The organism is Streptomyces sp. NPDC000134 (assembly GCF_042899225.1).
Classification (GTDB): domain Bacteria; phylum Actinomycetota; class Actinomycetes; order Streptomycetales; family Streptomycetaceae; genus Streptomyces.
Genome location: NZ_JBIAZN010000003.1, coordinates 356,533 through 379,170, shown reverse-complemented (window position 1 = coordinate 379,170; position 22,638 = coordinate 356,533). Strand labels below are relative to the sequence as shown.

Sequence of the window (22,638 nt, the reverse complement as noted above, 5' to 3'; positions counted from 1 at the left end):
GCCGGGCGGGATCATCCGCGGGTGGCGGTCAGGAACGCCTGGGGCGCGGACTCCCCGGCCGTCTCCTCCGGCTCCCGCACGGTCCGGGACCGCACGTCGAACCCGGCCGCCGCCAGCAGCTCCGCCATCCGCTCCGGGCGCCGCCGCAAGAAGTCCAGCGAGACCGGGCGCCCGAAGGGCCGGTCCAGGGTGAGGGGTATGTCACCCACCTGGAACGCCAGCAGCAGATGGCCGCCGGGCGCCAGCACCCGGTGGAACTCGGCGAACAGGTCCGGGAGCTTCTCCTCGGGCGTGTGGATGGACGAGTACCAGGACACCGCGCCGGCCAGCGCCCCGTCCGCCAGGGGCAGCTCCAGCATCGATCCCCGCTGGAAGCGGAGCCCGGGATTCTCCCGCCGGGCGACCGCCAGCATCCCCTCGGACAGGTCCAGCCCGAAGACCGGCAGGCCCAGCGAGGCCAGGTGTCCGGTGATCCGCCCCGGCCCGCAGCCCAGGTCGGCCACCGGACCGGCGTCCGCACCGGCCGCCCGGACCGTCTCGGCGAAGGCGGCCAGGACCGCCCCGTCCAGCGGCGCCACGACCAGCACATCCCGGAAGTGCTCGGCGTAGTCCTCGGCGATGGCGTCGTAGAAGGCCCGGGTGCGGTGGACGGCACCGGCGTGCGGCGCGTCGGATGTGGTCTGCGTCATACCGGAAAAGTAGCGGCCCCCACTGACAACGGGCGGGCGCCGGAAAAGGCAGGAGTCCCGTCGCCGTCGGGACGGCGCGGGACTCCTTGGGTACTGCTAACTCGATCCGGATCGGAGGATCAGATCAGACCGGGGTGACGTTCTCCGCCTGCGGGCCCTTGGGGCCCTGCGTGACGTCGAAGGACACCTGCTGGTTCTCCTCAAGGGACCGGAAACCGGTCGCGTTGATCGCGGAGTAGTGGACGAAGACGTCGGGGCCGCCGCCTTCCTGGGCGATGAAACCAAAGCCCTTTTCGGCGTTGAACCACTTCACGGTTCCGGTAGCCATAAGCCCTCCTTGGGCTCAAAGGGTTGCCCTGCTCCAGCACCAGCAAGTGTGAAGACCAAATGCCGCACAACTGCATATGTCTGAGAACGACGAGAGCCCGCGGTCACATGCTCCGCAGGCTCTGTACTGCAAGGGAAACCAAACTGCAACTTGCGGCGAGCCTAGCATGCGGGCGGCGGAAAGCAACAGAGGCCAAGATCACTTCACTCGAAGGTTTGAACGTCTGCGGCGTCCGGCTGACGCCCGGGGGGTGTCCGGGGCGCCCGGAGAACGCCCCGGGAGCCCTCCGGGGGTCGCCGCTCGGACCGGACCGGGTGAGGGCTAGCCTCGCGATGTGGACAAATCTCGCACCCGGCCGCGCGTCGGCCACATCCAGTTCCTGAACTGCCTGCCCCTCTACTGGGGGCTCGCGAGAACGGGCACGCTCCTCGACTTCGAGCTGACGAAGGACACCCCGGAGAAGCTCAGCGAGAAGCTCGTGCGCGGCGACCTCGACATCGGGCCGATCACCCTCGTCGAGTTCCTCAAGCACGCCGACCGACTGGTCGCCTTCCCGGACATCGCCGTCGGCTGCGACGGTCCGGTGATGAGCTGCGTGATCGTCTCGCAGGTCCCGCTGGAGCGCCTGGACGGCGCCCGGGTCGCCCTCGGGTCGACCTCGCGCACCTCCGTCCGGCTCGCCCAGTTGCTGCTCGCCGAACGCTTCGGCGTCCAGCCCGACTACTACACGTGCCCGCCCGACCTCAGCCTGATGATGCAGGAGGCCGACGCGGCCGTCCTGATCGGGGACGCGGCCCTGCGCGCCAACATGCTCGACGGGCCCCGCTTCGGCCTCGACGTGCACGACCTGGGCGCGCTGTGGAAGGAGTGGACCGGCCTGCCGTTCGTCTTCGCCGTCTGGGCCGCCCGGCGCGAGTACGCCGAGCGCGAGCCGGTGATCACGCGCAAGGTGCACGAGGCGTTCCTCGCCTCCCGCAACCTCTCCCTGGAAGAGGTCGACAAGGTCGCCGAGCAGGCCGCCCGCTGGGAGGACTTCGACGAGGCGACCCTCGCCCAGTACTTCACCACCCTGGACTTCCGCTTCGGCGCCCCGCAGCTCGCCGCTGCCGCCGAGTTCGCCCGCCTGGTCGGGCCGACCACCGGCTTCCCGGCGGACGTGAAGGTGGAACTGCTCCAGCCCTGACCGGCCCCCGGCGCACTACCCTGCTCTCCAGGCCACGTACCCGGGGGAGGGGTGGACGCCATGCGCCCGCTGGAGGCCGGCGAACCCACGGCGGTGGGCCCGTACAGGCTGCTCGGCCGGCTCGGCTCCGGCGGCATGGGCCGGGTCTACCTGGGCCGCAGCGCCGGGGGGCGCACGGTCGCGGTGAAGATCGTGCACCCGCACTTCGCGCTGGACGAGGAGTTCCGCGCCCGGTTCCGGCGTGAGGTCGACGCCGCCCGCCGGGTGGGCGGCGCCTGGACCGCGCCCGTCCTGGACGCCGACCCCGGGGCGCGCGTGCCCTGGGTGGCCACGGCGTACGCGGCCGGTCCGTCCCTCGCGGCGGCGGTCTCCGACGGCGGCCCGCTGCCCGCGCACACCGTACGGGTGCTGGGCGCGGGCCTCGGCGAGGCGCTGACCGCCGTGCACGCCCTGGGCCTGGTCCACCGCGACGTCAAGCCCTCCAACGTGCTGCTCACCCTCGACGGCCCGCTGCTGATCGACTTCGGCGTCGCCCGCGCCACGGACGGCACGACGTCCCTGACCTCCACCGGCGTCTCGGTCGGCTCGCCCGGCTACATGTCCCCCGAGCAGATACTCGGCCGGGACGTCACCGGCGCGGCCGACGTCTTCTCCCTGGGCGCGGTCCTGGCCTTCGCGGCGACCGGCGAACCCCCGTTCCGCGGGGACACCTCGGCCGCCCTGCTCTACCAGGTCGTCCACGAGGAGCCCGACCTCGGCACCCTCACCGGCGACCTCCGCGGCCTCGCCGCCGACTGCCTGGCCAAGGACCCGTCCGCTCGCCCGGCCCCGGCGGACATCGCCCGCCGCCTGGCTCCCGACGGCGGCGCGGCCCGCCTCGTCGCGGGCGGGTGGCTGCCGGGCCCCCTGGTGGAACAGGTCAGCCGCAGCGCCGTACACCTGCTCAACCTGGACCCGACGGGCGAACCGGCCTCGGGACCGATCGGGTTCAGCAGCCCGTCGGTGGGGGGCGTCCCCGGCGACGCCGACGCCGACGCCGACGCCGACGCCGGCTCCGGCTCCGGCTCCGGCTCCGGTTCCGGCTCCGGTTCCGGCTCCGGCTCCGGCTCCGGCTCCGGCTCCGACGCCGGCTCCGACGCCGGCTCCGACGCCGGCTCCGGTTCCGGGCGGTCGTACGAGCCCGCCCGGCCCGCTGACGGTGGAACCGGGCGGGCGGGGGAGCCGGCGCGGGCGGGCGGTCGTGGTCCCGGGAGGCTCTCCCTCACCGTGGCGGCCACGGCGTCGGAGGAAGGCGCCGGGCGGGTCCGGAAGCTGAGCTGCACGGTCGCCCTGGCGGTCGCGGGCGCGCTGGCGGCGGTGACGATCGGGTCGGTGGCCGTGTTCGACCTGCTGCCGAGCGGCACCGACGACGCGGGCGGCTCGAACGACGCCGGACCCGCCGCCTCCGCGCCGGCCGGCGCCCCCACCGACCGGGTCCCGGCCGCGTACGTCGGCACCTGGGAAGGGCGGGCCGCGGCCCGCGACGGCGACCTGCCGCTGGGCACCTTCCGGCTGACCGTCCGGCAGGCGCGGCCGGGCCAGCGGCTCGGCATCCTGCGCCGCACCGACACCGCCGGCGGCACCTGCGACGACGTACTGACCCTCAAGCGGGTGTCGGCCCGGCAGCTCGTCGCCGACGCGGTGGGCGCCGCCGGCAACCGGAGCGTCTGCGACCAGGCCCGGCACACCGTCCGCCTCACCCCCGTGGGCGACGACGTGCGCTACGAGTCGGACAGCGAGGACTCCGGACGCCCGCAGGCCCGGATGTCACGGATCAGGTAGCCGCCGGGCCGGGGCCCCGCCACGAAGCACCGCGCCGCTCACCCCCCGGTGAGAATTCGGGTCACCCGGAGCGGGCCGCGCCGCTCACCCCGGCACCACCACCGTGCGCAGCTCGCCGTCGCCGAGGTGGAGCATGCCCTTGCCCGGGGTTATCTGGCCGCCGACCAGGCCGCGGGAGAGCCGCAGCCCGATGAGGTCGCCGCTGGAGGTCTCCTGCGGGGAGAGCAGGATGCCGCGGCGGGCCTTCTTCACGTCGACCTGCCAGCCGGAGAAGCCGCTGCACACGTCCTCCTCGTCACCGGCGAGGACGAGCGCGAGGCCGCGTTCGGCACCCCGGGAGACGATCTTCTTCATCTGGCTCGCGGCGTCGCAGTCCTCCAGGATCTCCGCGTCGTCGACCAGCACCGCGACCGGCGCCCCGGGCGACGGCTCGGCCTCGTCGAGCAGTTCCTCGAAGTCGTCCTCGTCGATGTCGTCGCCGGTGAACAGCCGCAGCACCCCCTCCGTCCCGTCCAGGGCGCGCAGCGGCGACTGCCGGGGCGCGGCGAGGACCAACCGGGTGCCCTGCGCGAGCAGCGAACGGGCGATGTTGAGCAGGACCGTCGAGCGCCCCGACTTGGCCGGACCGCCGATCACGAACGCCGGCACGCCCGCGGCGAGATCCGGCCCGAAGCCCACGATCTCGTCGCCGCCGATCCCGGCCAGCGCCCACAGCTTGGAGCGCGACGCGTCCGGGTCCCGCATCTCCCACGCCTCGGCGAACGAGATCCGGCTGGGCAGGCTGTCCACCCGGAACGGCCGCCGCGCCCGCGGCACATCCGCGTCGCGCGCCGCCGCCGCCTCGCCGATCGCGCCCAGCGCCGCCGCCTGCCCCTGCCCGGTGGTGTCCTCGGCGAGCAGCGCGAACTGCGTCTCCGTACCGGACTCGTTGCGGAAGGCGCGGCCCGGCGGGATTTCCTCGGGGACCTTGCGGGCCGGGATGCCGAGCGAGGAGAAGTCGCCGCGGTCGGCGAGCCGCAGACCGTACTTGTCCTCGGTGAGCGTCGCGATCCGGCCGACCAGCAGCGTGCGGTCGCCGGTGAGGACGAGGTGGACGCCGGCGCCGGCGCCCTCGCGCATCATCGTCTGCAACTCGTCCGTCAGCGCCCCGTGGTCGATCTCGCCGAGGGTGGGCACCCAGCCCTCCCAGCGGTCCAGCAGGACGACGATGTGCGGCAGCCGCTCGTCCTCGGCGACCGCGGCCCGCTGCTCGCCGATGTCCGCGAAGCCCTTGTCGGCGAGGAGCGTCTGGCGGCGGTCCAGCTCGCCCTTGAGCCGGTTGACCAGGCGGACCACCCGCTCGGTCTGGTTGCGGGCGACGACCGCGCCGCAGTGCGGCAGTCGGGTCAGCGCGTTCAGGGCGCCGTTGCCGCAGTCGATGCCGTACAGATGGACGTCGGCGACCGAGTGGGTGCGGGCCAGCGAGCCCGCGATGGTGCGCAGCACCTGGGACCGGCCGCTGCGCGGGGCGCCGCCGATCATCAGATGCCCGAAGGACGCGAAGTCGACGACGACCGGGCGGCGGGCCTGGTCGGCGGGCAGGTCCTCGACGCCGTACGGGGCGGGCGGCAGCGCGCCGGGGGCGGGCGCCGGCCTGACCGGGACCTCGATGTCGTCGAGCAGCAGTGTCTCGTCCAGCGCGGGCAGCCAGGGGCTGTGCTGGGCGGGGACGGCGAGCGCCCGGTCGGCGTCGCGGACGGCGTCGACCAGCACCTTCAGGTCGGTGATCTCGTCGTCCTCGCGGGCCTGGGACGCCGGTTTGGCCAGCGCCGCCCGGCCCAGGTCCTCCCAGGCCAGCGGCCCGACCCAGGGCCTGAGCGCCGCCGGGTCCGCAGCACCGGGCCGGCGGCCGCCGACCCGCCCCGACTGGAACGGCACCAGCGAGGCGTGCCCGAGCCGCGCGTACGCCCGTCCCGGCGTGCTCTTGGAGATCTGCCCGGCCTCGGGCGAGTCGATCACGTCCGTGGACTCGCCGCTGTCCGTCACGCGCAGCGCGATGCGCAGGTTGGTGTTGGCCCGGATCTCGGGGGAGACGACACCGCTCGGCCGCTGGGTGGCGAGCAGCAGGTGGATGCCGAGGGACCGCCCTCGCTGGGCGATGTTGACCAGCCCGGTGACGAAGTCGGGCAGGTCCCGCACCATCGACGCGAACTCGTCGATGACGATGAGCAGCCGGGGCACGGGCGGGCGCGCGGGGTCGCGCCGGACCAGGTCCTGGTAGTCCTCGATGTCCTTGGCGTCGGCGGCGGCGAGGATGTGCTCGCGCCGCTTCAGCTCCGCGCCCAGCGACTGAAGGGCCCGCTCGACGAGGTGGGCGTCGAGGTCGGTGACCATGCCGACGGTGTGCGGCAGCTTCACGCAGTCCTTGAAGGCGGAGCCGCCCTTGTAGTCGACGAGGACGAACGTCATGTGCTCCGGCGTGTTCGCCACGGCCAGCGCGGCGACGATCGTCTGCAGCAGCTCGGACTTGCCGGAACCCGTGGTACCGGCGATCAGACCGTGCGGCCCGTCCTTGCGCAGGTCGATGCCGAACGGCCCGTCGTACGACTCACCGATCACCGCCAGCGTCGACTGCCCGCCCGTGCGCCACCGCGCGGCGATCGCCTCGCCCGTCGGCGGCTCCAACCGGAGCACGTCCAGCAGCCGGCTGGACCCGGGCAGCGCCGAGTCCTCGGTCTCCCCGCTGATGTCCCGCAGCGGCGCCATCGACCGGGCCAGCCGCAGACACCAGGCCGGGGTGACGAAGTCGGGCCGTACGTCCTCGATCCGCTCGGCGCCGGCCTCCTCGACGCGCAGCCGCAACGTCCGCTCGTCGTACCGGCGTTCCGGCTCGGGCGTCCCGGTGTGCCACGCCTGGAAGGACGGGAACCCGCCGACGAACTGCTGTGCCTGTCGCGGGGCCGCGCGGGCGGCCTCGGCGTCGGCCTTCGGCTCGGCGACGACGAACGCCTGGCACTCACCCGGCAGGAAACGCTCCTCGGCGTCGAGGCAGAGGGCGTACAGGGACACGGCCGGACCCTCGCGCAGCAGCCGTACCACACCCGGCAGGGACCGCAGCCGCCGCGAACCGTCCCAGACGACGACGATGTCCGGGTCGCTGAAGGAGGCGCCCTGGGACCTGTGCTGCTCGGCGGCCTTCTTGCGGGCGTCGAGGATCTGGGTCAGCTCGCCGATGCGGGCGCCGACGGTCTCGGCGTCCGTGCCGATCAGCACGTTGACGTCCTGGCCGGCGGAGGGCCGGGCGTGCGGCAGCCACCGCACCCAGTCCCAGGACTCCCGCGCCGCGTTCTCGCTCAGTATGTAGAACTGCACGTCCATCGGGCTGTGCAGCGCGGCGGTCTGCGCGACGGCCCAGCGGCCCATCGCCCGCGCGGAGTCGCCGGGTCCGGCCATGCCGATGACACCGAGGTCGCGCAGCGACAGCGCGACGGGCGCGTCCTCGATCTTCCAGGTGACCTGCCGGCGGTGGTCGTCCTGCTCGGGGTCGTCGAGCACGACCTCGGACGGCAGTTGCCCGGTGCCCACCCGCATCAGCAGATGGTCCCGGTCGTTGCGCCGCCGCTCCCACAACCGCGTCCGCGGCCCGGTCCCCATCGAGAGCACGGTCGCCGGGTCCGGTATGGCGTGCCGCCGGTCGTCGCGCTCGACGACGAGCGCCTCCTGCGCGTCGCGCTCGATCCGCTCCTTCTGCTCCTTGTACTCCTTGACCTGCTTGGCGTGGGACTTGCGGCCGTGCTTCTTGTCGCTGAAGTACTGGGCGAAGAGGATCAGCGGGCTCAGCGCCGCCATGATCAGGTAGTACCAGCGCTGGAAGATCAGCACCGAGACGATCGCGCCGACCAGCGGGGTGAGCGCCATCAGCCAGGGCAGCGGCCGGGGTTCGAACTCGCGGGGCGGCGACGGCAGCCGGAACGTGGTCTGCCGCTCGGGCGGACGCAGCCGGGGCGGCCGGTTGTAATCGAGCCCGATCCCGTCGTCGGACCACTTCAGGGCGGCGTCGGGCGGCGTGTAACGGGCCAGCTCCAGCAGGCTGTTGCCGACGCCGATCTGCCCTCCGATCGGCCAGCCGGCACCGTCCCCGCCGCCGATCGGCTCCCCGTCGAGGGTGACCTTCGGCCCGTCGGCGTGCACGGCGACCTCGCAGGACCCGTCGCCGGCGACGGAGAGGGTCAGCGCGCGCCCGTCGACCTCCGGATCATCGACGCGTACGTACGAGGCGGCGCCGCTGCCGATGTCGTACCGCCCGACCCCGAGCCGGTGCACGGACCCGGCGCCGGGGCCCCCGACGACCCGCAGCTCCACCAGCCCGGTCGGCTCGCCGGGCACACATCCGGCCGGGTCCTGCAGACTGACGACGGCTCCGTCCCGCAACGGCGACCCGACGACCGTCGCCGACGGGTCGACGGGGTATCCGTCGACGTACACCAGCGGCGCGTTGCCCGCCGGGGCGAGCCGCTGGTGCCCGAGCGGAACGACCTGGGCGCCCCGCACACCGACCTGCCCGGCCAATTCGGCGGCGATGTCCCCCACGGTGGACTCGGGATCGGCGTCGAGCACGACATCGGCGGTGCCCCCGCCGAACGGGTCGACGACGGTCAGAGTCAGGCGCACGCTCGTCCTCCCCAGCATTCCCCCGTGGCCGCTTCCGCGACGCGGGTCACGGTCCGGACGACGATATCCGCTGGGTACGACAACGGGGCAACGGTTCGCGCGGGGCCGTTCCCGAAGGCAACGGCCGACAGGCTCTCCCCACCGCGTTCTCCCCCTCCGGTCCACTCTTCCTTCGGGGATGTGACACCACAAGTCACCCCCGTAAGCTGCTGCCTCGAGAACGGACGATCACACCGGCCCGGCCCGACGGCAGTCGACCGGTTCTGTCCGCGAACAGGGAGCCACGGGGGTTGGCCCTGCGGCATGTTGAGAGGAAGCGGCTTCATGGCCAAGGACCTTGACATCACATACCAGGACATGCGGGAAGCTGCGAAGCATGTCGTGAAGGAAAAGGAAAAGCTCCAGGAGAAGCTCGACGGCCTCCGCAAGTACATCAACAACCTCGTCCAGTCCGGCTACGTCACGAAGTCCTCCTCCAAGGCGTTCGACGAGAACTTCGACGAGTTCGTCCGCGGCACCAAGGACACCCTGGACGGCCTGGACGGCATGGGCGACTACCTGACGACGGCGGCCGACAAGTTCGAACAGATCGACGAGGAACTGGCCAAGCAGGCCCGGAGCAAGTGAGTTCCTGACCGGTACCGCGGGCCGGCCGCGGGCCGCTCGCGGCCGGCCCGCACAGAGCGAAGCCTCGACGGGGGGCAGGGGTGTCGGATCAGACCGCCGATATCGGACGCATCAAGGAGAGTGCCAAGTCGATCTCCCGGATTCACCGGGAATTCACCGGCAACGCCAACCCGGCCGAAGGTCTGGGAGTGGGCACGCTGGGCGACCAGGGACTGGTCGATGTCTTCCGTGCCTTCGGTGACAACTGGAAGATCCACCGGGAGCGACTGACGGAGGAACTGGAGAAGCTCTCCAGTCTTCTCTCCACGGCTGCGAAGGCATACGAGGACATCGACCACGCGCTTGCCGAGGCCCTGCGCGGCACGGACAAGAAGACGCCGAACACCAAGGGGGGCGGCCGGTGACGCGCCCTCGCGCCGAAGAGTGGGCGGTGATCGGGGAATTGTCCGATCCGATCCCCGGCGACCCGGAAGAGATCGCGGGGCTCGGCCGTGAACTGAGACGGACCGCCGAGGCCATCAAGAAGCAGGCGGACGAGATCAAGGCACTCGCATCCGTCGACGAGTGGAAGAGCAAGACGGCGGAGGAGTTCCGCAAAGAGGCCGAAGAGGCGGAGGGGAAACTGCGCAAGGCATTCAAGCGGTACGACACCGCCGCCGATGCCCTGGGCGAGAAAGTGGTCGAAGGCGGCTCCTCGAAGGAGTACGCTTCGGAGCTCCACCGGGCGCAGACGATGGCCGACAAGGCGCTCCGGGATGCCCGTGAGGCTGATGACGAGCAGAGGGCGAGCAGCGGCGCCATCGACAAGCTTCCGGAGAAGACGGCCGATGACGCCCCCGATCGCAAGAAGCTGGAGAAGCGGCAGGAAGCCGCCACGACCGCGCTCGAGAAGGCCAAGAAGGATTTAGAAGCCGCGAAGCGTGTCCGCGACGCGGCGGCGAAGCGGGCACGGGATGCCATTCGTCACGCCATCGACCACGACGGGTTGAAGGACGGCACCTGGGACAAGTTCAAGGACTGGGTGCACGACAATTCCGGATGGATCAAGAAAGCCCTGGACACATTGGGCTGGGTCGCGACCATCTGCGGGACCCTGTCCCTCATGGTCGGCTGGGTCCCGATCGTCGGACAGGCGCTTGCCGCGGTCCTCGGCACCATCGCGCTCGGGGCCACGCTGCTCTCTCTGGTGGGACACACCTTGCTGGCGCTCGCCGGTGAAGGAAGCTGGTTCGACGTCGCTCTCGACGTTGTCGGTCTTGCCACGTTCGGCATCGGACGGGGAGCACTGGCGGGCGCCAAGGGTGCGTCGCAGGCGGCGCAGAGCCTTGGGCGGTCGGCGGCAGCGCGGGCGCTCCGCCAGGGAATCAAGGCCAAACCGAATACGGCGGCGTACAAAAAGGCGGTCAACAAGGCCTGGAAAAAGGCGAATGAACTCAGCGGCGGGGCGCCTCGCGGCAAGGCCGCTGTCGAAGCGGTCGCCAAGGCACCGAAAGGCTGGTTTCCGGGCGCACGGAACATGGTCGACGCGTTCAGTCCGAGACTCATCTGGAAGGAGTCGGTGGACAGCATCAAGGGAGCCAAGGACCTGCGTCCCAGCAATGTGCAGCAGCTCTTCGACGCCGACACGTGGGCAGGCGCGCGGCCCAGAGTCGGGGATTCGGGCATTGCCGACATCCAAAGCAGCCTCGGACGAATGGCGGATTCCCTGCACGCCGACAGCGCGGTGAAGGCGGCTACGGACGTATACCAGGCCCAGACCCGCATCTGGGCGGGTTCGACCGCGGTCGCGTCGGCCACGGACGCACTGGACAAGGGGCCGATCACCGGCCTGATCGGTGATCAGGTGGGAATCCCGGGACTGGACGACGGCGTGTGGTCGGCAACCGGTGTCAAGGACGCCACGACGACGAGCAACGGGTGAGACGGACGAGCGGTGGGCCAATGGAACCAGTGATGACCGAGCGGCCGGCACGGCGCGAGCCGCCGGAGCCTCCGGCGGAGCCCGTGGTGCGGCCTCGGGGCATGACACGGCATCGCACGCTCCTGGTACGCCGGGCCCGGCTGTACGCAGACGGACGGACCTTGGTCGTGCGCGACGACCGACTGCGAGAACAACGCTACGAAGCAGGGCCCGGCGGTATCCACCGTGCCGTCTTCCTGCCACCGGACGGTGACGCGTGGGACGCCGCGACACGTCGACCGGCGGAGCGCTGGGGTGTCCTCGTCTTCCGTGCGGACGACGGCCGAGACCTGCTGACCGCGCCCCTGGCTGATTGGCTCCCGGAGGCCGGTGCGGTGGGGGTCGCGGAATTGCGCCCATCCGAGTGCCTGGGCCGGACCGGGCTCCGCGATGTCGTCGCGGCCGTCGGGATTCCGCTGGAGGAGAGAGCACACGGTTCGCGAGACGGTACCGGTACCGGGCGGTACGACCGCAGCCGTGGCGCACGACCGGATCGGGCGAGCCATTCCGAGTTGCCCCGCTGGCACGGCCGGGCCCGGGGGATCGGGCTTCTCGGGTGGTTCATCGGCATGGTCGTCGGATTCGCGTCCGGACTGGACTGGGCGCTGACCATCGCGGCGTTCGGTCTGCTGCTGGTCCCTTCGGCTGACGCGATCCTGCGCCTCAGCGCCTGGTGGCGCACCAGAAGGGACACCACGGTCTCCGTGGCCACCGTGATCCGGCCCGCTCCAGCGGCGGGCACGGAGACGACCCGCAGATTCCTGCGGACGGCGGTCGTACGGGTGACCCCACGAGAAGTCGTCCTGACCAACACGGTCGGCGAAGAACGTCGACTGGGCCGCACCGGTACGCACGGTGCGGCCCGGATGGTCAGCCTCGTCGCCCCGGACACCGGGGAACGGCTGGGCGTCGAGATCCGAGACGGTGCCGGCCGCGCTCGGGCCCTGCTCCCGTACCGGTACTGGTTCTCGGGGCCAGGCGGAGCCGACCGATGGGCGGAACTGGCCGGGGCATTGGGCGGCACCGCGACGGACGAGGAGCTACGGCACACCAACGACGGTGACCCCTGGTGGCATGGCCACGTGCTGGCCGCGGACGCTCGCAGGATGTCACCCATGGACGCCAGAACGGCGCGCACGGAGACGGACTGGCATCGCGCGGTGATAGGCGGCAACGAGCTGATCGTCGTACCTCTCATGGCCGCCGTGCTGCTCGCGGGGCTGTTCGGCGGCACGGTGCCGGAGTTCACCGCGGGCCTGCTGTCGGCGCTCACCATCGTGGCCACGTGGGGCCCGGTTTCGGTGAGTTCGCTCGCCAGCCGACTGTATCTCGACAGAGTACGGCAGAATCCCACAAATCGATGATGCGCGAAATGGAAGAACAGGAGTCGTCTCTTTGACTTCGCAAGCGGGGACCGCCACGGTGCCTCCCTCCGATTACCGACTCCTCCTGCCGGAGGGGTGGTTCCGTGTCCATATCGAGCCGCAACAGCGAGTCCGTTCGGTCGAAGCCCTGGTCAACCGCCAGTTCGAGGGGACGGACAGCGCGCCGCACATCAAACAACGGCTGCGCCAGGAACTCCTCACCCAGGCCGAAGCTGCCTATGAAGAAGGCGGCATCGAGCTGTACATCAGCTTGCAGCGGGCAGGCGCGCTCACTGTGCCCGCGTCGCTCCTGGTCAGCCTGGTCCCGCCATTGCCTGGTGGCAGCGTACCGACGGTGTCGAACCTCGCCTCCCGGTACTCCGAGAACGTGGACGCGGACGTGTCAGAGGTCGAGCTGCCCGCCGGGACGGCCCTCCGGGTGCGCAGGTCAACGGGAGAGCCGGGCCACCCGGCGCCCATGGGCGCAGCGGGGAGTTCCGCGGAGGCTCTTCCTTCGGTCACCGTGAGCTATCAGATGCCGGTACCGGGAACGGGAGGGCATCTGCTGCTGACGTTCTCCTCGCCCTTGGTGCGGATCGCCGACGCCATGACCGAACTCTTCGACGCCGTGGCGGGCTCTCTCACCTGGGTGGGCGGTGACGGCTCCCATGAGTGACATCAGCACATGCGGCATCGTCTGCCCCACGGACTGGGTACCGCTTCCGCTGGAACCGACGGACGACGTGCGGAGCTGGGCCAAGGAGACCGCAACCCTCCTCTGGGAGCGCGGCAAGGCGGCCGGCCATGAATTGGACAAGCGTGTCCTGCGGAAGAACCTGCGCGCCCGTGCCGACGACAGCCGCGGACGCGACCCGTTCTACGCCTTCGCGTACTACCCCGACGGGTTCGACACCGCTCTCGCATTGCTGGAGGTCGATCTCATCCACCCGGACACAACGGTTCCCGAGCTGAGTCTCGACTGGCTCACCGACACCTTCAGCGCACACGACTTCGGAGCGCCGGATGTCAGGCGCGTCGATCTGCCGGCCGGACCCGCCGTGCGTATTCGGCAGAACTTCGCAGCGGATGACCGGCCGCCCGGCGGACCCGGAATCCTGATGGAGACACTCACGTACGGGATCAGGCCGACCGGTGCGGAGGCTGCTGTGATGCTCCTCGGCTCTTGGACGATTCCTGGCATCGCCGAGGAGATCGAAGAGGCGATCGACAGCATGGCCCAGACGGTGACTGTCGAGTTCTGACGCCTTACGACTGCTCGGAGGCAAACGTCGCGGGCTCACCGGCCCATTCCTCGGCCGGGTCGGTGAACGAGACCGTCTGGAGGATGGCCGACATCAGTCGGTAGATCGCCGTCCAGTGGTCCATCGAGGCGGTGTGCAGCGTGAAAACCGCGGTGCACGGGCCGGTGGGGAACGGAATGTGCACCTGGATCTGTCCCGTGAGCAGTGTCGTCTCCTCGGTGCTGGCGGTCACCTCGGGCCCGAGACGGTACTCGCGCAGCGTGATGCTGGAGACCGCCGGGCCGCAGGGGAGATCGAGCCATACGGCGTCGTTGTAGGGGTCCGCCGCGAGTGTGGCCAGGATGCCCTGGGCGACGACGTCGGTGTCCTGGCCGGCGTGGTCCGTGGCGACGATGCCCACGGTCAAGGCGCACTGCGCGACGCCTTCGGAAGGTTCGTGCCTCTCTGCCGACCCGTCGGTGTCGTCCGCTTCGTCGGCTGTGGAGAACAGGCCCAACGCGGCGTACGAGAGCCCCGCTGAGCCCATCATGTCGGCTATGGCCGCGTAGTAAGGGACGGCGGGTTCCCACACGCTTTCGTCGCCCCGGGAGTACAGCTCCCGGACGAAAGAGGAGACGCGGTCGGTGATCTGCTCGGCCCGCGAGGAGAGCGGGAGGGCGAAGAATCCCTCAGGGGCGAGGAACCAGAGCGGTGGAATGCCCTCCGCCATGAGTGTGTCTGTCACGGGTGGTGCCGTTCGGGTCGGTCCGACGGGTGGTGGTCAGTCACGGACGTCCTCGGGGTGATACTCCGTGAGTCGGCGTTCCGTGCCGTCGGAGGCCATGACCATGGTCAGGTCGGGACGGCCGAAGAATGCGTCGGTCCGGCTCGGGGCCACGACGTCGACCCGGAAACAGCCGCACGCGTTGCGGGTCACCAGAGGCGGCTGGGCGTCCGGAGCCTGCGCCGAAGCGAAAGACTCCGCCGTGGCCCGTTGTGCCGGGGTGAGCGATGCGAGGGGTAGGAATTCCGGTGGCTTTTCCAGAGACCGGACCAGCCGGTTCCGTCTGATGCTCTCCAGTCGGCACCATGAGTCGTCGGCGAAAACGACCTTGGCGTCCGTGCCGTGTCTGAACTGCCGTCTCTCGACCAGCCGGACGGCGGAGCGCGGGACACCGAACAGGACCTCGTCGTCGATCAGTTCATCGTTGCCCTTGATGTAGGGAAAGCCCACGATCAGCAGGCGCCGGTCGGTAATGACGGCATGGGTGCGGTACACCTTGTCCGAGGAACGCCCGGGGTCCAGTCGCCAGGGCAGTGACCGGGCGATGGTGCCGGGCGCGGCCCACATGACGGGGAAGTCGTCGACTTCATCGGCGTGGTCATGAGAGAAATCGGAGCCGTCCTCCGACGGACCACCAGGCGTGCTGCCGCCCTGAGAGGTGAACACACCGAGAATCGCGACCCCCGCTGCCACAGCCACGCCCTTGAGGGTATTCCGCGACGCCGTCTCGCCGGTCGGACGCGCTGTGTACGACGGTCCTCCGGGCCAGCCTTCCAGGTCCCGCTGGATATCGCGGCGCTCCGGGTCGCGGAACCACCGCATACCTTTGACGCGCGTGGCGGCACCCGTGGCGAATCTGACCGGGACGCGCTCCAGCGTCGTCTCCTCCGGACCGGGCTCCCAGATGGGCATATCGGCGTGCATCCTCCTCGAGGCGTATCGGCTAGTCGTCGGTCACATGGCCGTAGACCTTGGGTGCGATCTTGAGACCGGCGTCGAGGGCGATACCCGCTCCGAACGGATCGATGTTCACCCCGGGGATGAAGTTAGCGCCCTTGGTACCGATGAGCTGGCCCTGGTGGTAACCCTGCACGGCCAAGCCCCCCATACGGGACATCAGCCCACTGCTTCCGTGCGCCACCTGATACACGTCATCGGAGATGCCCCCGATCTTCACCAAGCCTGCCTTTCCCAGGCCGCCTTTGAGCGCGGTCGACTCCTGGCCGAAGGAGAGCAGCACACGCGAGCTGCCGATCTTGGTGGCTTCGAACCCCTTGCCCAGCCTGCCCGCCGTGGTCACCGCCTTCGCCTCGCTGACGACCTTGACTCCCTTGCCGAACATGCCGATGCCCGGCAGCAGCCCGACCGCGTCGAGTCCGACCTGCATCCAGCTCACGTCGGCGCCCGCGGCCTTGGCCACACCATGTGCCGCCAGGGACAGCCCGCTGCCGATCAGAGCCGCCGTACCGAAGATCGCGGCGAGGGGTGGGAAGGGAAGGGTGACAATGGCCAGCATGCTGAGTACGGCGGTGATGTCGCTGAGTACGTCGCCGATCGCCTTGATCAGGTCGGCGTGTTCCTTGAGCCAGTCGCCGGTGGCGTCCCAGGCGTCGGCTATGCCCTTGCCGAGTTTGTCCCAGAAGCCGGGCTCGTCGGGAGCGATGTCGGCGGCCTTGTCCAGTTCCTTGCTGATCTGGCGGGCGGCCTCTTTGTAGCGTTCTTGCAGGTCGTAGACCTTCTGCGTGACCTGGTCGACAGCGCTGGACGCTTCTGCGAGTTCCTTGCTGCCTTTGCCGCCGGCTTCGGTCTCCGCCTTCTCCTGCTCGTCGAGTTTCTCGCCGGCGGCCTTCTCCAGCCGGTCGGCCTCGTCCTGGAATTCCTGCAACTCGTTGGCCCAGCGGTGCAGGGCGCGAGAGGCCTTGTCGAAGGACTCGTAGCTCTTGCGTACGAGAGGGGTGACGTCGTGGCCTATGTACTCGGTGAAGGCGAGGGCGGTCTTGCCTTTCCAGGCGCCGCACTCGATGCGCGACAGCTCCTCCACCGTGGTGCCCAGTTCACTGGCCAGGCTGCCCAACTTTTTGGCGAGTTCGCGGGTGTCTTCCACGTCTCCGGGAGTCGGGTCCCAGCCTATGCGGGGGAAGGCGGGCCGCTTTCCGGACACGGTCACTTGCCCTTCTTCTTGACCTTCAGCGACTCGGCCAGCTCCAGGTCGAGCTGGTCGAACGTCTTGCTGATCGTATTGATCATCTTCACGGCGCCGTGGGTGTGCTTGCCGAGCTGCTTGATGCCGTAGCCCCAGTCGTCGGCGAAGTCCTGGAGGTTTTCGATGAGCCCGCTCTCGCCCACGACGGAGGCGTCGGAGCCGCGCAGGGTGCGGCGGGTCGACTCCATGCGGTCGCTGATGGACGAGAAGGTCTTCTTCAGATGCTCGAAGACGGTGTCTTCGAGGCGCAGGTCACTCATCTGGTGTCCGGTCTCCGCGAGCGGTCGTCATGGGTGTGCGGGGCCGAAGGAGGCGTTGCGCGACGGCTTCGGCCGAGCTGATCGACGGTATCGGGGCGGCTCCTCGTGCCGCCAGCGCGAACAGTTTCGTAAAGCGGGCATCAGGGGCGTTTCGCGTGCATGTTCTGTAGCGATCGAGCGAACAGTTCCCTGCTGACGGTCACCGGTTGACGGACTGGATCTCCTGGACGGTGACGGCCTGGGTGGTGCCGAAGGTGCCGTCGGGGAGGTCGTCGCCCGTGCCGCCGGTGCCGGTCCAGGTGATGTCCCAGGTGATGGTGGCCCGGAGCTTGAACGTGCCGTCGCCGGAGGAGCGCAGGTACTTGATGCCGCAGGGCGGGGTCCGGTCGGCCTTGCCCTTGGCGTACGGCTCGCCGATGGAGCCGCCGTCGATCAGGCACTCACCGGAGGCCGGGTACGTCTCCGCGTCGGGCGTGCCCGGCACCAGTGTGAGGGAGACCGGCTTGGCGGTCGTCGTGGCCTGGATGCTGAAGCCGGGGACGTCGATGGCCGCCGTGGCCCGGACCTCGTCGAAGACGGCCTTGTCGAGCCATGCCCAGGTCGGCAGGTTCACCTTGGTCGTGCCCGCCGGGGCGAGGCTGACCTCGGTGCCGGGAAGCTGCATGTGCTGGTAGGCGAGGGCGGCGAGCAGCTCCGGGCGGATGGCCTCCTCGTACTGGGGCGGCGGGGCCTCGCCGTTGTCGACCCAGAACGGGAGATCCGTGCAGGAACCCCGCTTGAGGATGTCGGGCTCGTCGGGGTTCTCGACGCCGGCCCAGAACATGCCCTTGCCGTCCTGCTCGACGTTGTAGTCCTTGTAACCGGGGGTGCCGGTCCAGCCGTACTCGTCCTCGTAGTGGCGCTTCACCTCGCCGATCGCCGAGCCGGCGGTGCCGCCCATGCCGGGGGTGTTCAGGGCGTTGTCGATGTCCTCGGACATCTTCTCCTTGAAGTCCTTGGCACCGAGGTAAGGGGCGTACCAGCAGGGCGGTGGCGACCAGTTGACGTCGGACGGCGTGACGTTTCCGGCGCTGCCGTCCTTGGTGACGGAGCCGGAGTACTGGATGCGGGCGGCGGCGTAGATGCCGGTGGTGTCACCGCCGCCTGTCTGTTCCGTGGTGGCGCCCTTGCCGGAGCCCACCGGCTTCGCCGCGTACGCCGACTCTGTGAAGACGAGGGTGCTGAGGGTCAGAGTCAGTGCGGCAGTGCCTAGAAGCGTGCGGGCCGAGGCCTTCACTGGCACTTCGCCGCCTTCGTCTCCACGAACACCTTCGACGCCTGCCACAGCCCCTCACCCGTGGGGTACTTGACCATGATGATTCTGTAGTAGTCGAAGTCCTCGATGCTGGGATCGGTCTTGAGGACCTTCCCGGTTTTGATTTCCTTGCCGAAGAACTTCCCCGAGTCCGCGCAGAAGGCCACCTCGACAGAGGTGCCGTTCGCGGCGGACCGGGTGGTGACGTCGTAATGCCGCAGTGTGCCGGCCGCGGTCCAGCCGCCTTCGATCCAGGCATTGATCTGCGTCTGTGCGTACGACAGTCCTTCGCGAGTGGCATATGCGGTCACGGCCGCGTCTTTGGCCGTGCGTTTGTCGACGCCCCGGTAGATGGCCCGGAAAAAGTTCGCCGCGTCGTCCATCGCGGCCGCCTCGTTCTCGTTCTGCGGCTTGTCCCAGTCGAAGACCAGGTTCATGTCCTTGGGCAGGGACACGTCCACGCCGTCGGGCTTGTCGGCCGCCGGTGCTCCCGAGGGCTGTGCCGGCTTCTCGGGAGCCTCTGTTCCCTGATCGGCTCCGGCGATCTTGTCGTTGTCGCTGGACTTGCCGTCCTCGCCGCCGCAGGCCGTCAGCAGCAGGGCTGAGGCGGCGGCGAGCGCGGCAGCGGCGTGCACAGTGCGGCGCTTCACAGTGGGCTCCCCGTGAGACAGATGGTCAGTCAAGGCCACAGACGGTATCCGTGGGAATCTCGGTTTCGCCAGTGCGAAGCTTTTCGGACAGGGTGTGGTCGCGTATGGCGGATGCGCGCCGCACCACCGGTCGACGGACTGGATCTCCTGGACGATTGCGGCCCGGGTGGTGCCGAAGATGCCGGCGAGCAGGTCCCCGATCGTGCCGCCGGAGCCGGTCGGGGCGGGAGGGGTGAGGGCCGGGGGAGTTGTGCGGGCGCACCCGTGCGCGCCGTGCGCAGCCGTCGTCGCCGTTCCGGGCGGACGGTGCGCCGTGCGTCGGCTTGTGACCCTCGTGAGTGAATCGTGCAGGCATCATGTCCGGCCCGTGATGGGCTCCGGCCGCGTGCGGCACCGTCGCGGGGGCCGGGGGTTCGCTGCCGCACATGACGTAGGCGGTGAGCGGTGCCCTCGGCAACTGGGGGTCAGGCGTGCGAAGTTGCAGATGAGTAACGGGGTGGGCGGCGGGTGGCGGGGGGTCGTGTATGCCTTGAGGGGCCTATGGGCGGCTGATACGGTGCGATGGCTTGACACTCGCCGCGGCGCTGGCCGTTCGCCCAGGTCGCGCGGACACGGGCGAAGTGTCCGAAAACGCAGAGTCTTCTGCGGACTTGGCAGACAGATCTTGGGTGTACGGGGAGCGGTTGCGTGAAGATCCGAGAGCGTACGGGGGCGGGCGCGGGGCGTGCCGCGGTTCCGGCTCAGGCGCCGGTCGGCGACCGGCTTCCCACCCCTCCTCGCGAGCGCAAACCCGCACTCGCCGCGCTCGCCGTCCTGCTGGTCCTGGTCGGCGCGCTGGGCGCCACCATGCTCGTGCTGCGCGCGGGGGACCGGGTCGAGGTCGTCAAGGTGACCGCCGACATCCAGGCCGGTGAGTCCATCACCGACAAGAACGTCACCTCGGTGATGGTCGCCGAGGACCCGGACATCCACTACGTCGAGTGGTCGAGCCGCGAAGTCCTCAAGACCTTCAAGGCGAAGTCCACCATCTACGCGGGCTCCCTCGCCGTCGGCGAGATGTTCGCCAAGGAAGAGCAACTTCCCGCCGGCAAAGCCGCCCTGGGTGTCGCACTCAAGGAGGGGCAGTACCCCGCGGACATCAAGCCCGGTGACCATGTCGCCGCCTACCGGGTCGGGGCGAACAACTCCTCGTCCTCGTCCTCCGGCAGCGGCGACGACGCCGCCGCGTCCTCCGGCGGTGGTGCCCTCGTCGACGACGCTCAGGTCTACACCGTGAAGAAGCCGGGCGACTCCACCATCAGCACCGGCACCCTCTCCCTCACCCTCCTCGTCGACGCGGGCGACGCCGCCGCGCTCGCCTCGGCGGCGTCGGCGGGCGAGCTGGCCGTCGTGCGCGTCCCGGCGAAGTAGAAGGCGGCACCGACAAGCCATGGCGCTCATCGCTCTCGCCGCCGACAAGGGTTCCCCCGGCGTCACCACCGCGGCCGTCGCCCTCGCGGCGGTCTGGCCGCGCCGCGTCCTGCTCGCCGAGGCCGATCCGGCGGGCGGCGACCTGGTGTACCGCTCCGCCGCCGCACACGGCGGGCCGCTCAACCCCAACACCGGGATGCTGTCCATCGCCGCGACCGCGCGGCGCGGACTCGTTCCCGACCAACTGTGGGACCACGTGCAGCCGTTGAGCGGGGGGCTGGAGGTGCTCGTCGGGCTGGGGATCGCCGAGCAGGCCGCCGGGCTGGCCGGGCTGTGGCCCACGCTGGGGCGGGCCTTCGCCTCGCTCGCCGACTCGCCGCACGCGCCCGCCGACGTCATCGCGGACTGCGGGCGGATCAGCGGCGACACCCCGGCCGTCGAGCTGTTCCCGCACGCCGCGCTGGTGCTGCTGGTCTCCCGTACCGAACCCGAGGCCATCGCCCGGGTCCGGGACCGGGCCGCCGCCCTGTCCGCCAGGCTGCACGGCGGGCCGCGCGGCGCCGCCGGCCTGGCCTCCCCGGCGATCGGCGTGGTCCTGATAGCCGACCCGAACACCGCGGGCAAGCTCTCCGGGCAGGTCAACGACATGCTGGTGCACGCCGGGACCGGCGCCCGGGTGGTCGGGACCATGGCCGACGACCCCGCCGGCGCCGGCCAGTTGGCCGGGCGCAAGCGCGGCAAGCTGGAGAAGTCGCTGCTCATCCGCACCGCCCGCAAGGTCACCGCGGACCTCTACCAGCAGTTCGGCGCCGCCTGGTCCGTACCCGCCGGTCCGCACCTGAACGGCCGCGCGGAGGCCGGGCGATGACCGCTGTCGACCACCAGTTGGTCAAGCGGTTCCGGCAGGAGGCCGGCGACCGGATCGCCGAGCAGCGCCGCCTGGACCAGGTCAACGGCGTCACGCCGATGTCCACCGAGGACGAGCGGCAGTACGCGCGGGCGGTCATCGCGCAGATCCTGGAGGAGTACGCCCGCACCGAGATCACCGCGGGCCGTACTCCGCTGGACGCCGAGACCGAGGAGCAGTACGCGGCCGCCGTGCACGCCGCGCTGTTCGGCGTGGGCCGGCTCCAGCCGCTGCTCGACGACCCCGAGGTCGAGAACATCGACATCAACGGCTGCGACCAGGTCTTCGTCGGCTACAGCGACGGGCGCGAGGTGCGGGGCGAGCCCGTCGCCGACACCGACGAGGAACTGATCGAGCTGATCCAGGTGCTCGGCGCGTACTCCGGGCTGTCGTCCCGTCCGTTCGACTCCGCCAACCCGCAGCTCGACCTGCGGCTGCCGGACGGCTCCCGGCTGTCGGCCGTGATGGACGTGGCCCGCCGGCCCGCGCTGTCCATCCGCCGGGCCCGGATGGGCAAGGTGTTCATCTCCGACCTGGTCGGCAACGGCACGCTCACGCCCGAGCTGGGACACTTCCTGGCCTGCGCGGTCCGGGCCCGGAAGAACATCATGATCGCGGGCGCCACCAACGCCGGCAAGACGACGCTGCTGCGCGCCCTCGCCAACGAGATCCCGCCGCACGAACGCCTCATCACCGTCGAGCGGGCCCTGGAGCTGGGCCTGGACCAGTTCCCCGAACTCCACCCCAACGTGGTGGCGTTCGAGGAGCGGCTGCCCAACTCCGAGGGACAGGGCGCCATCTCCATGGCCGAACTGGTCCGCCGGTCCCTGCGGATGAACCCCTCCCGCGTCATCGTCGGCGAGGTCCTCGGCGACGAGATCGTCACCATGCTCAACGCCATGTCGCAGGGCAACGACGGCTCGCTGTCCACGATCCACGCCAACAGCTCCAGCGAGGTCTTCAACCGCATCTCCACGTACGCGCTCCAGGCCACCGAACGGCTGCCCATCGAGGCCAGCCAGATGCTGGTGGCCGGCGCGGTCAACTTCGTCGTCTTCGTCCAGCGGCGCAACGACTTCCAGACCGGCGGACGCCTCCAGCGCATGGTCACCTCCGTCCGCGAGGTCAACGGCGTCGACGGACGGGTGCTGTCCAGCGAGGTCTTCGCGGAGGCACCCGACGGCCGGATCGTGCCGCACGCCCCCCTCGCCTGCCTGGAGGACCTCATCGCGCACGGATACCGGCCCAGCGGAACGTGGGGGTGAGC

Annotated in this window: 20 protein-coding genes; 11 read left to right on the top strand and 9 right to left on the bottom strand. The window is 70.4% G+C overall.

What is annotated here, in order from left to right; all coding sequences use genetic code 11:
• Nucleotides 1-11: 11 nt before the first annotated feature.
• Together ACFY32_RS06535 and ACFY32_RS06530 are read right to left on the bottom strand one after the other, a co-directional pair.
• Entirely contained in the window at nucleotides 12-689 is a 678-nt protein-coding gene (locus tag ACFY32_RS06535; protein ID WP_390673570.1) for a class I SAM-dependent DNA methyltransferase, read from the bottom strand.
• A 124-nt stretch (nucleotides 690-813) separates the two neighbouring features.
• Nucleotides 814-1,017, bottom strand: coding sequence for a cold-shock protein (locus ACFY32_RS06530; protein WP_004984723.1), 204 nt, complete (start codon nucleotides 1,015-1,017; stop codon nucleotides 814-816).
• A 334-nt stretch (nucleotides 1,018-1,351) separates the two neighbouring features.
• On the opposite strand from ACFY32_RS06530, the gene ACFY32_RS06525 reads away from it, so the two are divergent.
• Together ACFY32_RS06525 and ACFY32_RS06520 are read left to right on the top strand one after the other, a co-directional pair.
• Nucleotides 1,352-2,200 carry a menaquinone biosynthesis protein gene (locus ACFY32_RS06525; protein ID WP_359189582.1) on the top strand — a complete coding sequence of 283 codons (849 nt, stop codon included), beginning with the start codon at nucleotides 1,352-1,354 and terminating at the stop codon, nucleotides 2,198-2,200.
• A gap of 60 nt (nucleotides 2,201-2,260) precedes the next feature.
• The gene (locus ACFY32_RS06520) at nucleotides 2,261-4,021 is read left to right on the top strand and encodes a serine/threonine-protein kinase (protein WP_390673609.1); all 1,761 of its coding nucleotides are present in this window, start codon (nucleotides 2,261-2,263) and stop codon (nucleotides 4,019-4,021) included.
• 84 nt (nucleotides 4,022-4,105) lie between these two features.
• Here the strand turns inward: ACFY32_RS06520 and ACFY32_RS06515 are convergent, their stop codons facing one another.
• On the bottom strand, nucleotides 4,106-8,671 hold the full coding sequence (locus ACFY32_RS06515; RefSeq protein ID WP_390673569.1) for an FtsK/SpoIIIE domain-containing protein: 4,566 nt from the start codon (nucleotides 8,669-8,671) through the stop codon (nucleotides 4,106-4,108).
• Between the two features lie 324 nt (nucleotides 8,672-8,995).
• Between ACFY32_RS06515 and ACFY32_RS06510 the strand changes: the two genes are divergently transcribed.
• The 6 genes from ACFY32_RS06510 to ACFY32_RS06485 all read left to right on the top strand — a co-directional run bounded on the left by ACFY32_RS06510 (nucleotide 8,996) and on the right by ACFY32_RS06485 (nucleotide 13,884).
• Nucleotides 8,996-9,298 (top strand): WXG100 family type VII secretion target, encoded by a 303-nt coding sequence (locus ACFY32_RS06510; protein ID WP_359189574.1) that lies wholly within the window; start codon nucleotides 8,996-8,998, stop codon nucleotides 9,296-9,298.
• Nucleotides 9,299-9,378: 80 nt separating this feature from the next.
• Nucleotides 9,379-9,702, top strand: a complete 324-nt coding sequence (locus ACFY32_RS06505) for a hypothetical protein (RefSeq protein WP_390673568.1) — start codon at nucleotides 9,379-9,381, stop codon at nucleotides 9,700-9,702.
• Nucleotides 9,699-11,219, top strand: a complete 1,521-nt coding sequence (locus ACFY32_RS06500) for a putative T7SS-secreted protein (protein ID WP_390673567.1) — start codon at nucleotides 9,699-9,701, stop codon at nucleotides 11,217-11,219. Before ACFY32_RS06505 ends, ACFY32_RS06500 begins: the two co-directional genes overlap by 4 nt.
• 161 nt (nucleotides 11,220-11,380) lie before the next feature.
• Entirely contained in the window at nucleotides 11,381-12,622 is a 1,242-nt protein-coding gene (locus ACFY32_RS06495) for a hypothetical protein (RefSeq protein WP_390673566.1), read from the top strand.
• 31 nt (nucleotides 12,623-12,653) lie between these two features.
• Nucleotides 12,654-13,298 (top strand): hypothetical protein, encoded by a 645-nt coding sequence (locus ACFY32_RS06490; protein ID WP_390673565.1) that lies wholly within the window; start codon nucleotides 12,654-12,656, stop codon nucleotides 13,296-13,298.
• Nucleotides 13,291-13,884 carry a hypothetical protein gene (locus tag ACFY32_RS06485; RefSeq protein ID WP_390673564.1) on the top strand — a complete coding sequence of 198 codons (594 nt, stop codon included), beginning with the start codon at nucleotides 13,291-13,293 and terminating at the stop codon, nucleotides 13,882-13,884. Before ACFY32_RS06490 ends, ACFY32_RS06485 begins: the two co-directional genes overlap by 8 nt.
• 4 nt (nucleotides 13,885-13,888) lie before the next feature.
• Here the strand turns inward: ACFY32_RS06485 and ACFY32_RS06480 are convergent, their stop codons facing one another.
• The 6 genes from ACFY32_RS06480 to ACFY32_RS06455 all read right to left on the bottom strand — a co-directional run bounded on the left by ACFY32_RS06480 (nucleotide 13,889) and on the right by ACFY32_RS06455 (nucleotide 19,054).
• A complete protein-coding gene (locus ACFY32_RS06480; protein ID WP_390673563.1) occupies nucleotides 13,889-14,608 on the bottom strand; it encodes a hypothetical protein in 720 nt (239 codons plus the stop codon).
• A gap of 36 nt (nucleotides 14,609-14,644) precedes the next feature.
• The gene (locus tag ACFY32_RS06475; protein ID WP_390673562.1) at nucleotides 14,645-15,559 is read right to left on the bottom strand and encodes a hypothetical protein; all 915 of its coding nucleotides are present in this window, start codon (nucleotides 15,557-15,559) and stop codon (nucleotides 14,645-14,647) included.
• 31 nt (nucleotides 15,560-15,590) lie between these two features.
• Nucleotides 15,591-16,808, bottom strand: coding sequence for an enoyl-CoA hydratase/isomerase family protein (locus tag ACFY32_RS06470; protein WP_390673608.1), 1,218 nt, complete (start codon nucleotides 16,806-16,808; stop codon nucleotides 15,591-15,593).
• 2 nt (nucleotides 16,809-16,810) lie between these two features.
• A complete protein-coding gene (locus ACFY32_RS06465; protein WP_390673561.1) occupies nucleotides 16,811-17,110 on the bottom strand; it encodes a hypothetical protein in 300 nt (99 codons plus the stop codon).
• Nucleotides 17,111-17,309: 199 nt separating this feature from the next.
• Nucleotides 17,310-18,386, bottom strand: coding sequence for a hypothetical protein (locus tag ACFY32_RS06460; protein WP_390673607.1), 1,077 nt, complete (start codon nucleotides 18,384-18,386; stop codon nucleotides 17,310-17,312).
• Entirely contained in the window at nucleotides 18,383-19,054 is a 672-nt protein-coding gene (locus ACFY32_RS06455; RefSeq protein ID WP_390673560.1) for a hypothetical protein, read from the bottom strand. The genes ACFY32_RS06460 and ACFY32_RS06455 overlap by 4 nt, the downstream gene beginning before the upstream one ends.
• A 687-nt stretch (nucleotides 19,055-19,741) precedes the next feature.
• Between ACFY32_RS06455 and ACFY32_RS06450 the strand changes: the two genes are divergently transcribed.
• Genes ACFY32_RS06450 through ACFY32_RS06440 form a run of 3 tightly spaced genes read left to right on the top strand, consistent with a single transcriptional unit; the run spans nucleotide 19,742 to nucleotide 22,636 of the window.
• Entirely contained in the window at nucleotides 19,742-20,464 is a 723-nt protein-coding gene (locus ACFY32_RS06450; protein ID WP_390673559.1) for a hypothetical protein, read from the top strand.
• Nucleotides 20,465-20,483: 19 nt separating this feature from the next.
• Complete coding sequence (locus tag ACFY32_RS06445) at nucleotides 20,484-21,332, top strand: hypothetical protein (protein ID WP_390673558.1); 849 nt, start codon at nucleotides 20,484-20,486, stop codon at nucleotides 21,330-21,332.
• Nucleotides 21,329-22,636 carry an ATPase, T2SS/T4P/T4SS family gene (locus ACFY32_RS06440; RefSeq protein WP_359189545.1) on the top strand — a complete coding sequence of 436 codons (1,308 nt, stop codon included), beginning with the start codon at nucleotides 21,329-21,331 and terminating at the stop codon, nucleotides 22,634-22,636. The genes ACFY32_RS06445 and ACFY32_RS06440 overlap by 4 nt, the downstream gene beginning before the upstream one ends.
• Nucleotides 22,637-22,638 lie beyond the last annotated feature (2 nt).

Excerpts from the sequence above, each read along its gene's own strand:
- ACFY32_RS06510 (WP_359189574.1), top strand. The coding sequence starts at position 8,996 with ATGGCCAAGGACCTTGACATCACATACCAGGACATGCGGGAAGCTGCG.
- ACFY32_RS06520 (WP_390673609.1), top strand. The coding sequence starts at position 2,261 with ATGCGCCCGCTGGAGGCCGGCGAACCCACGGCGGTGGGCCCGTACAGG.
- ACFY32_RS06475 (WP_390673562.1), bottom strand. The coding sequence starts at position 15,559 with ATGCCCATCTGGGAGCCCGGTCCGGAGGAGACGACGCTGGAGCGCGTC.
- ACFY32_RS06465 (WP_390673561.1), bottom strand. The coding sequence starts at position 17,110 with ATGAGTGACCTGCGCCTCGAAGACACCGTCTTCGAGCATCTGAAGAAG.
- ACFY32_RS06530 (WP_004984723.1), bottom strand. The coding sequence starts at position 1,017 with ATGGCTACCGGAACCGTGAAGTGGTTCAACGCCGAAAAGGGCTTTGGT.
- ACFY32_RS06445 (WP_390673558.1), top strand. The coding sequence starts at position 20,484 with ATGGCGCTCATCGCTCTCGCCGCCGACAAGGGTTCCCCCGGCGTCACC.
- ACFY32_RS06440 (WP_359189545.1), top strand. The coding sequence starts at position 21,329 with ATGACCGCTGTCGACCACCAGTTGGTCAAGCGGTTCCGGCAGGAGGCC.
- ACFY32_RS06535 (WP_390673570.1), bottom strand. The coding sequence starts at position 689 with ATGACGCAGACCACATCCGACGCGCCGCACGCCGGTGCCGTCCACCGC.
- ACFY32_RS06485 (WP_390673564.1), top strand. The coding sequence starts at position 13,291 with ATGAGTGACATCAGCACATGCGGCATCGTCTGCCCCACGGACTGGGTA.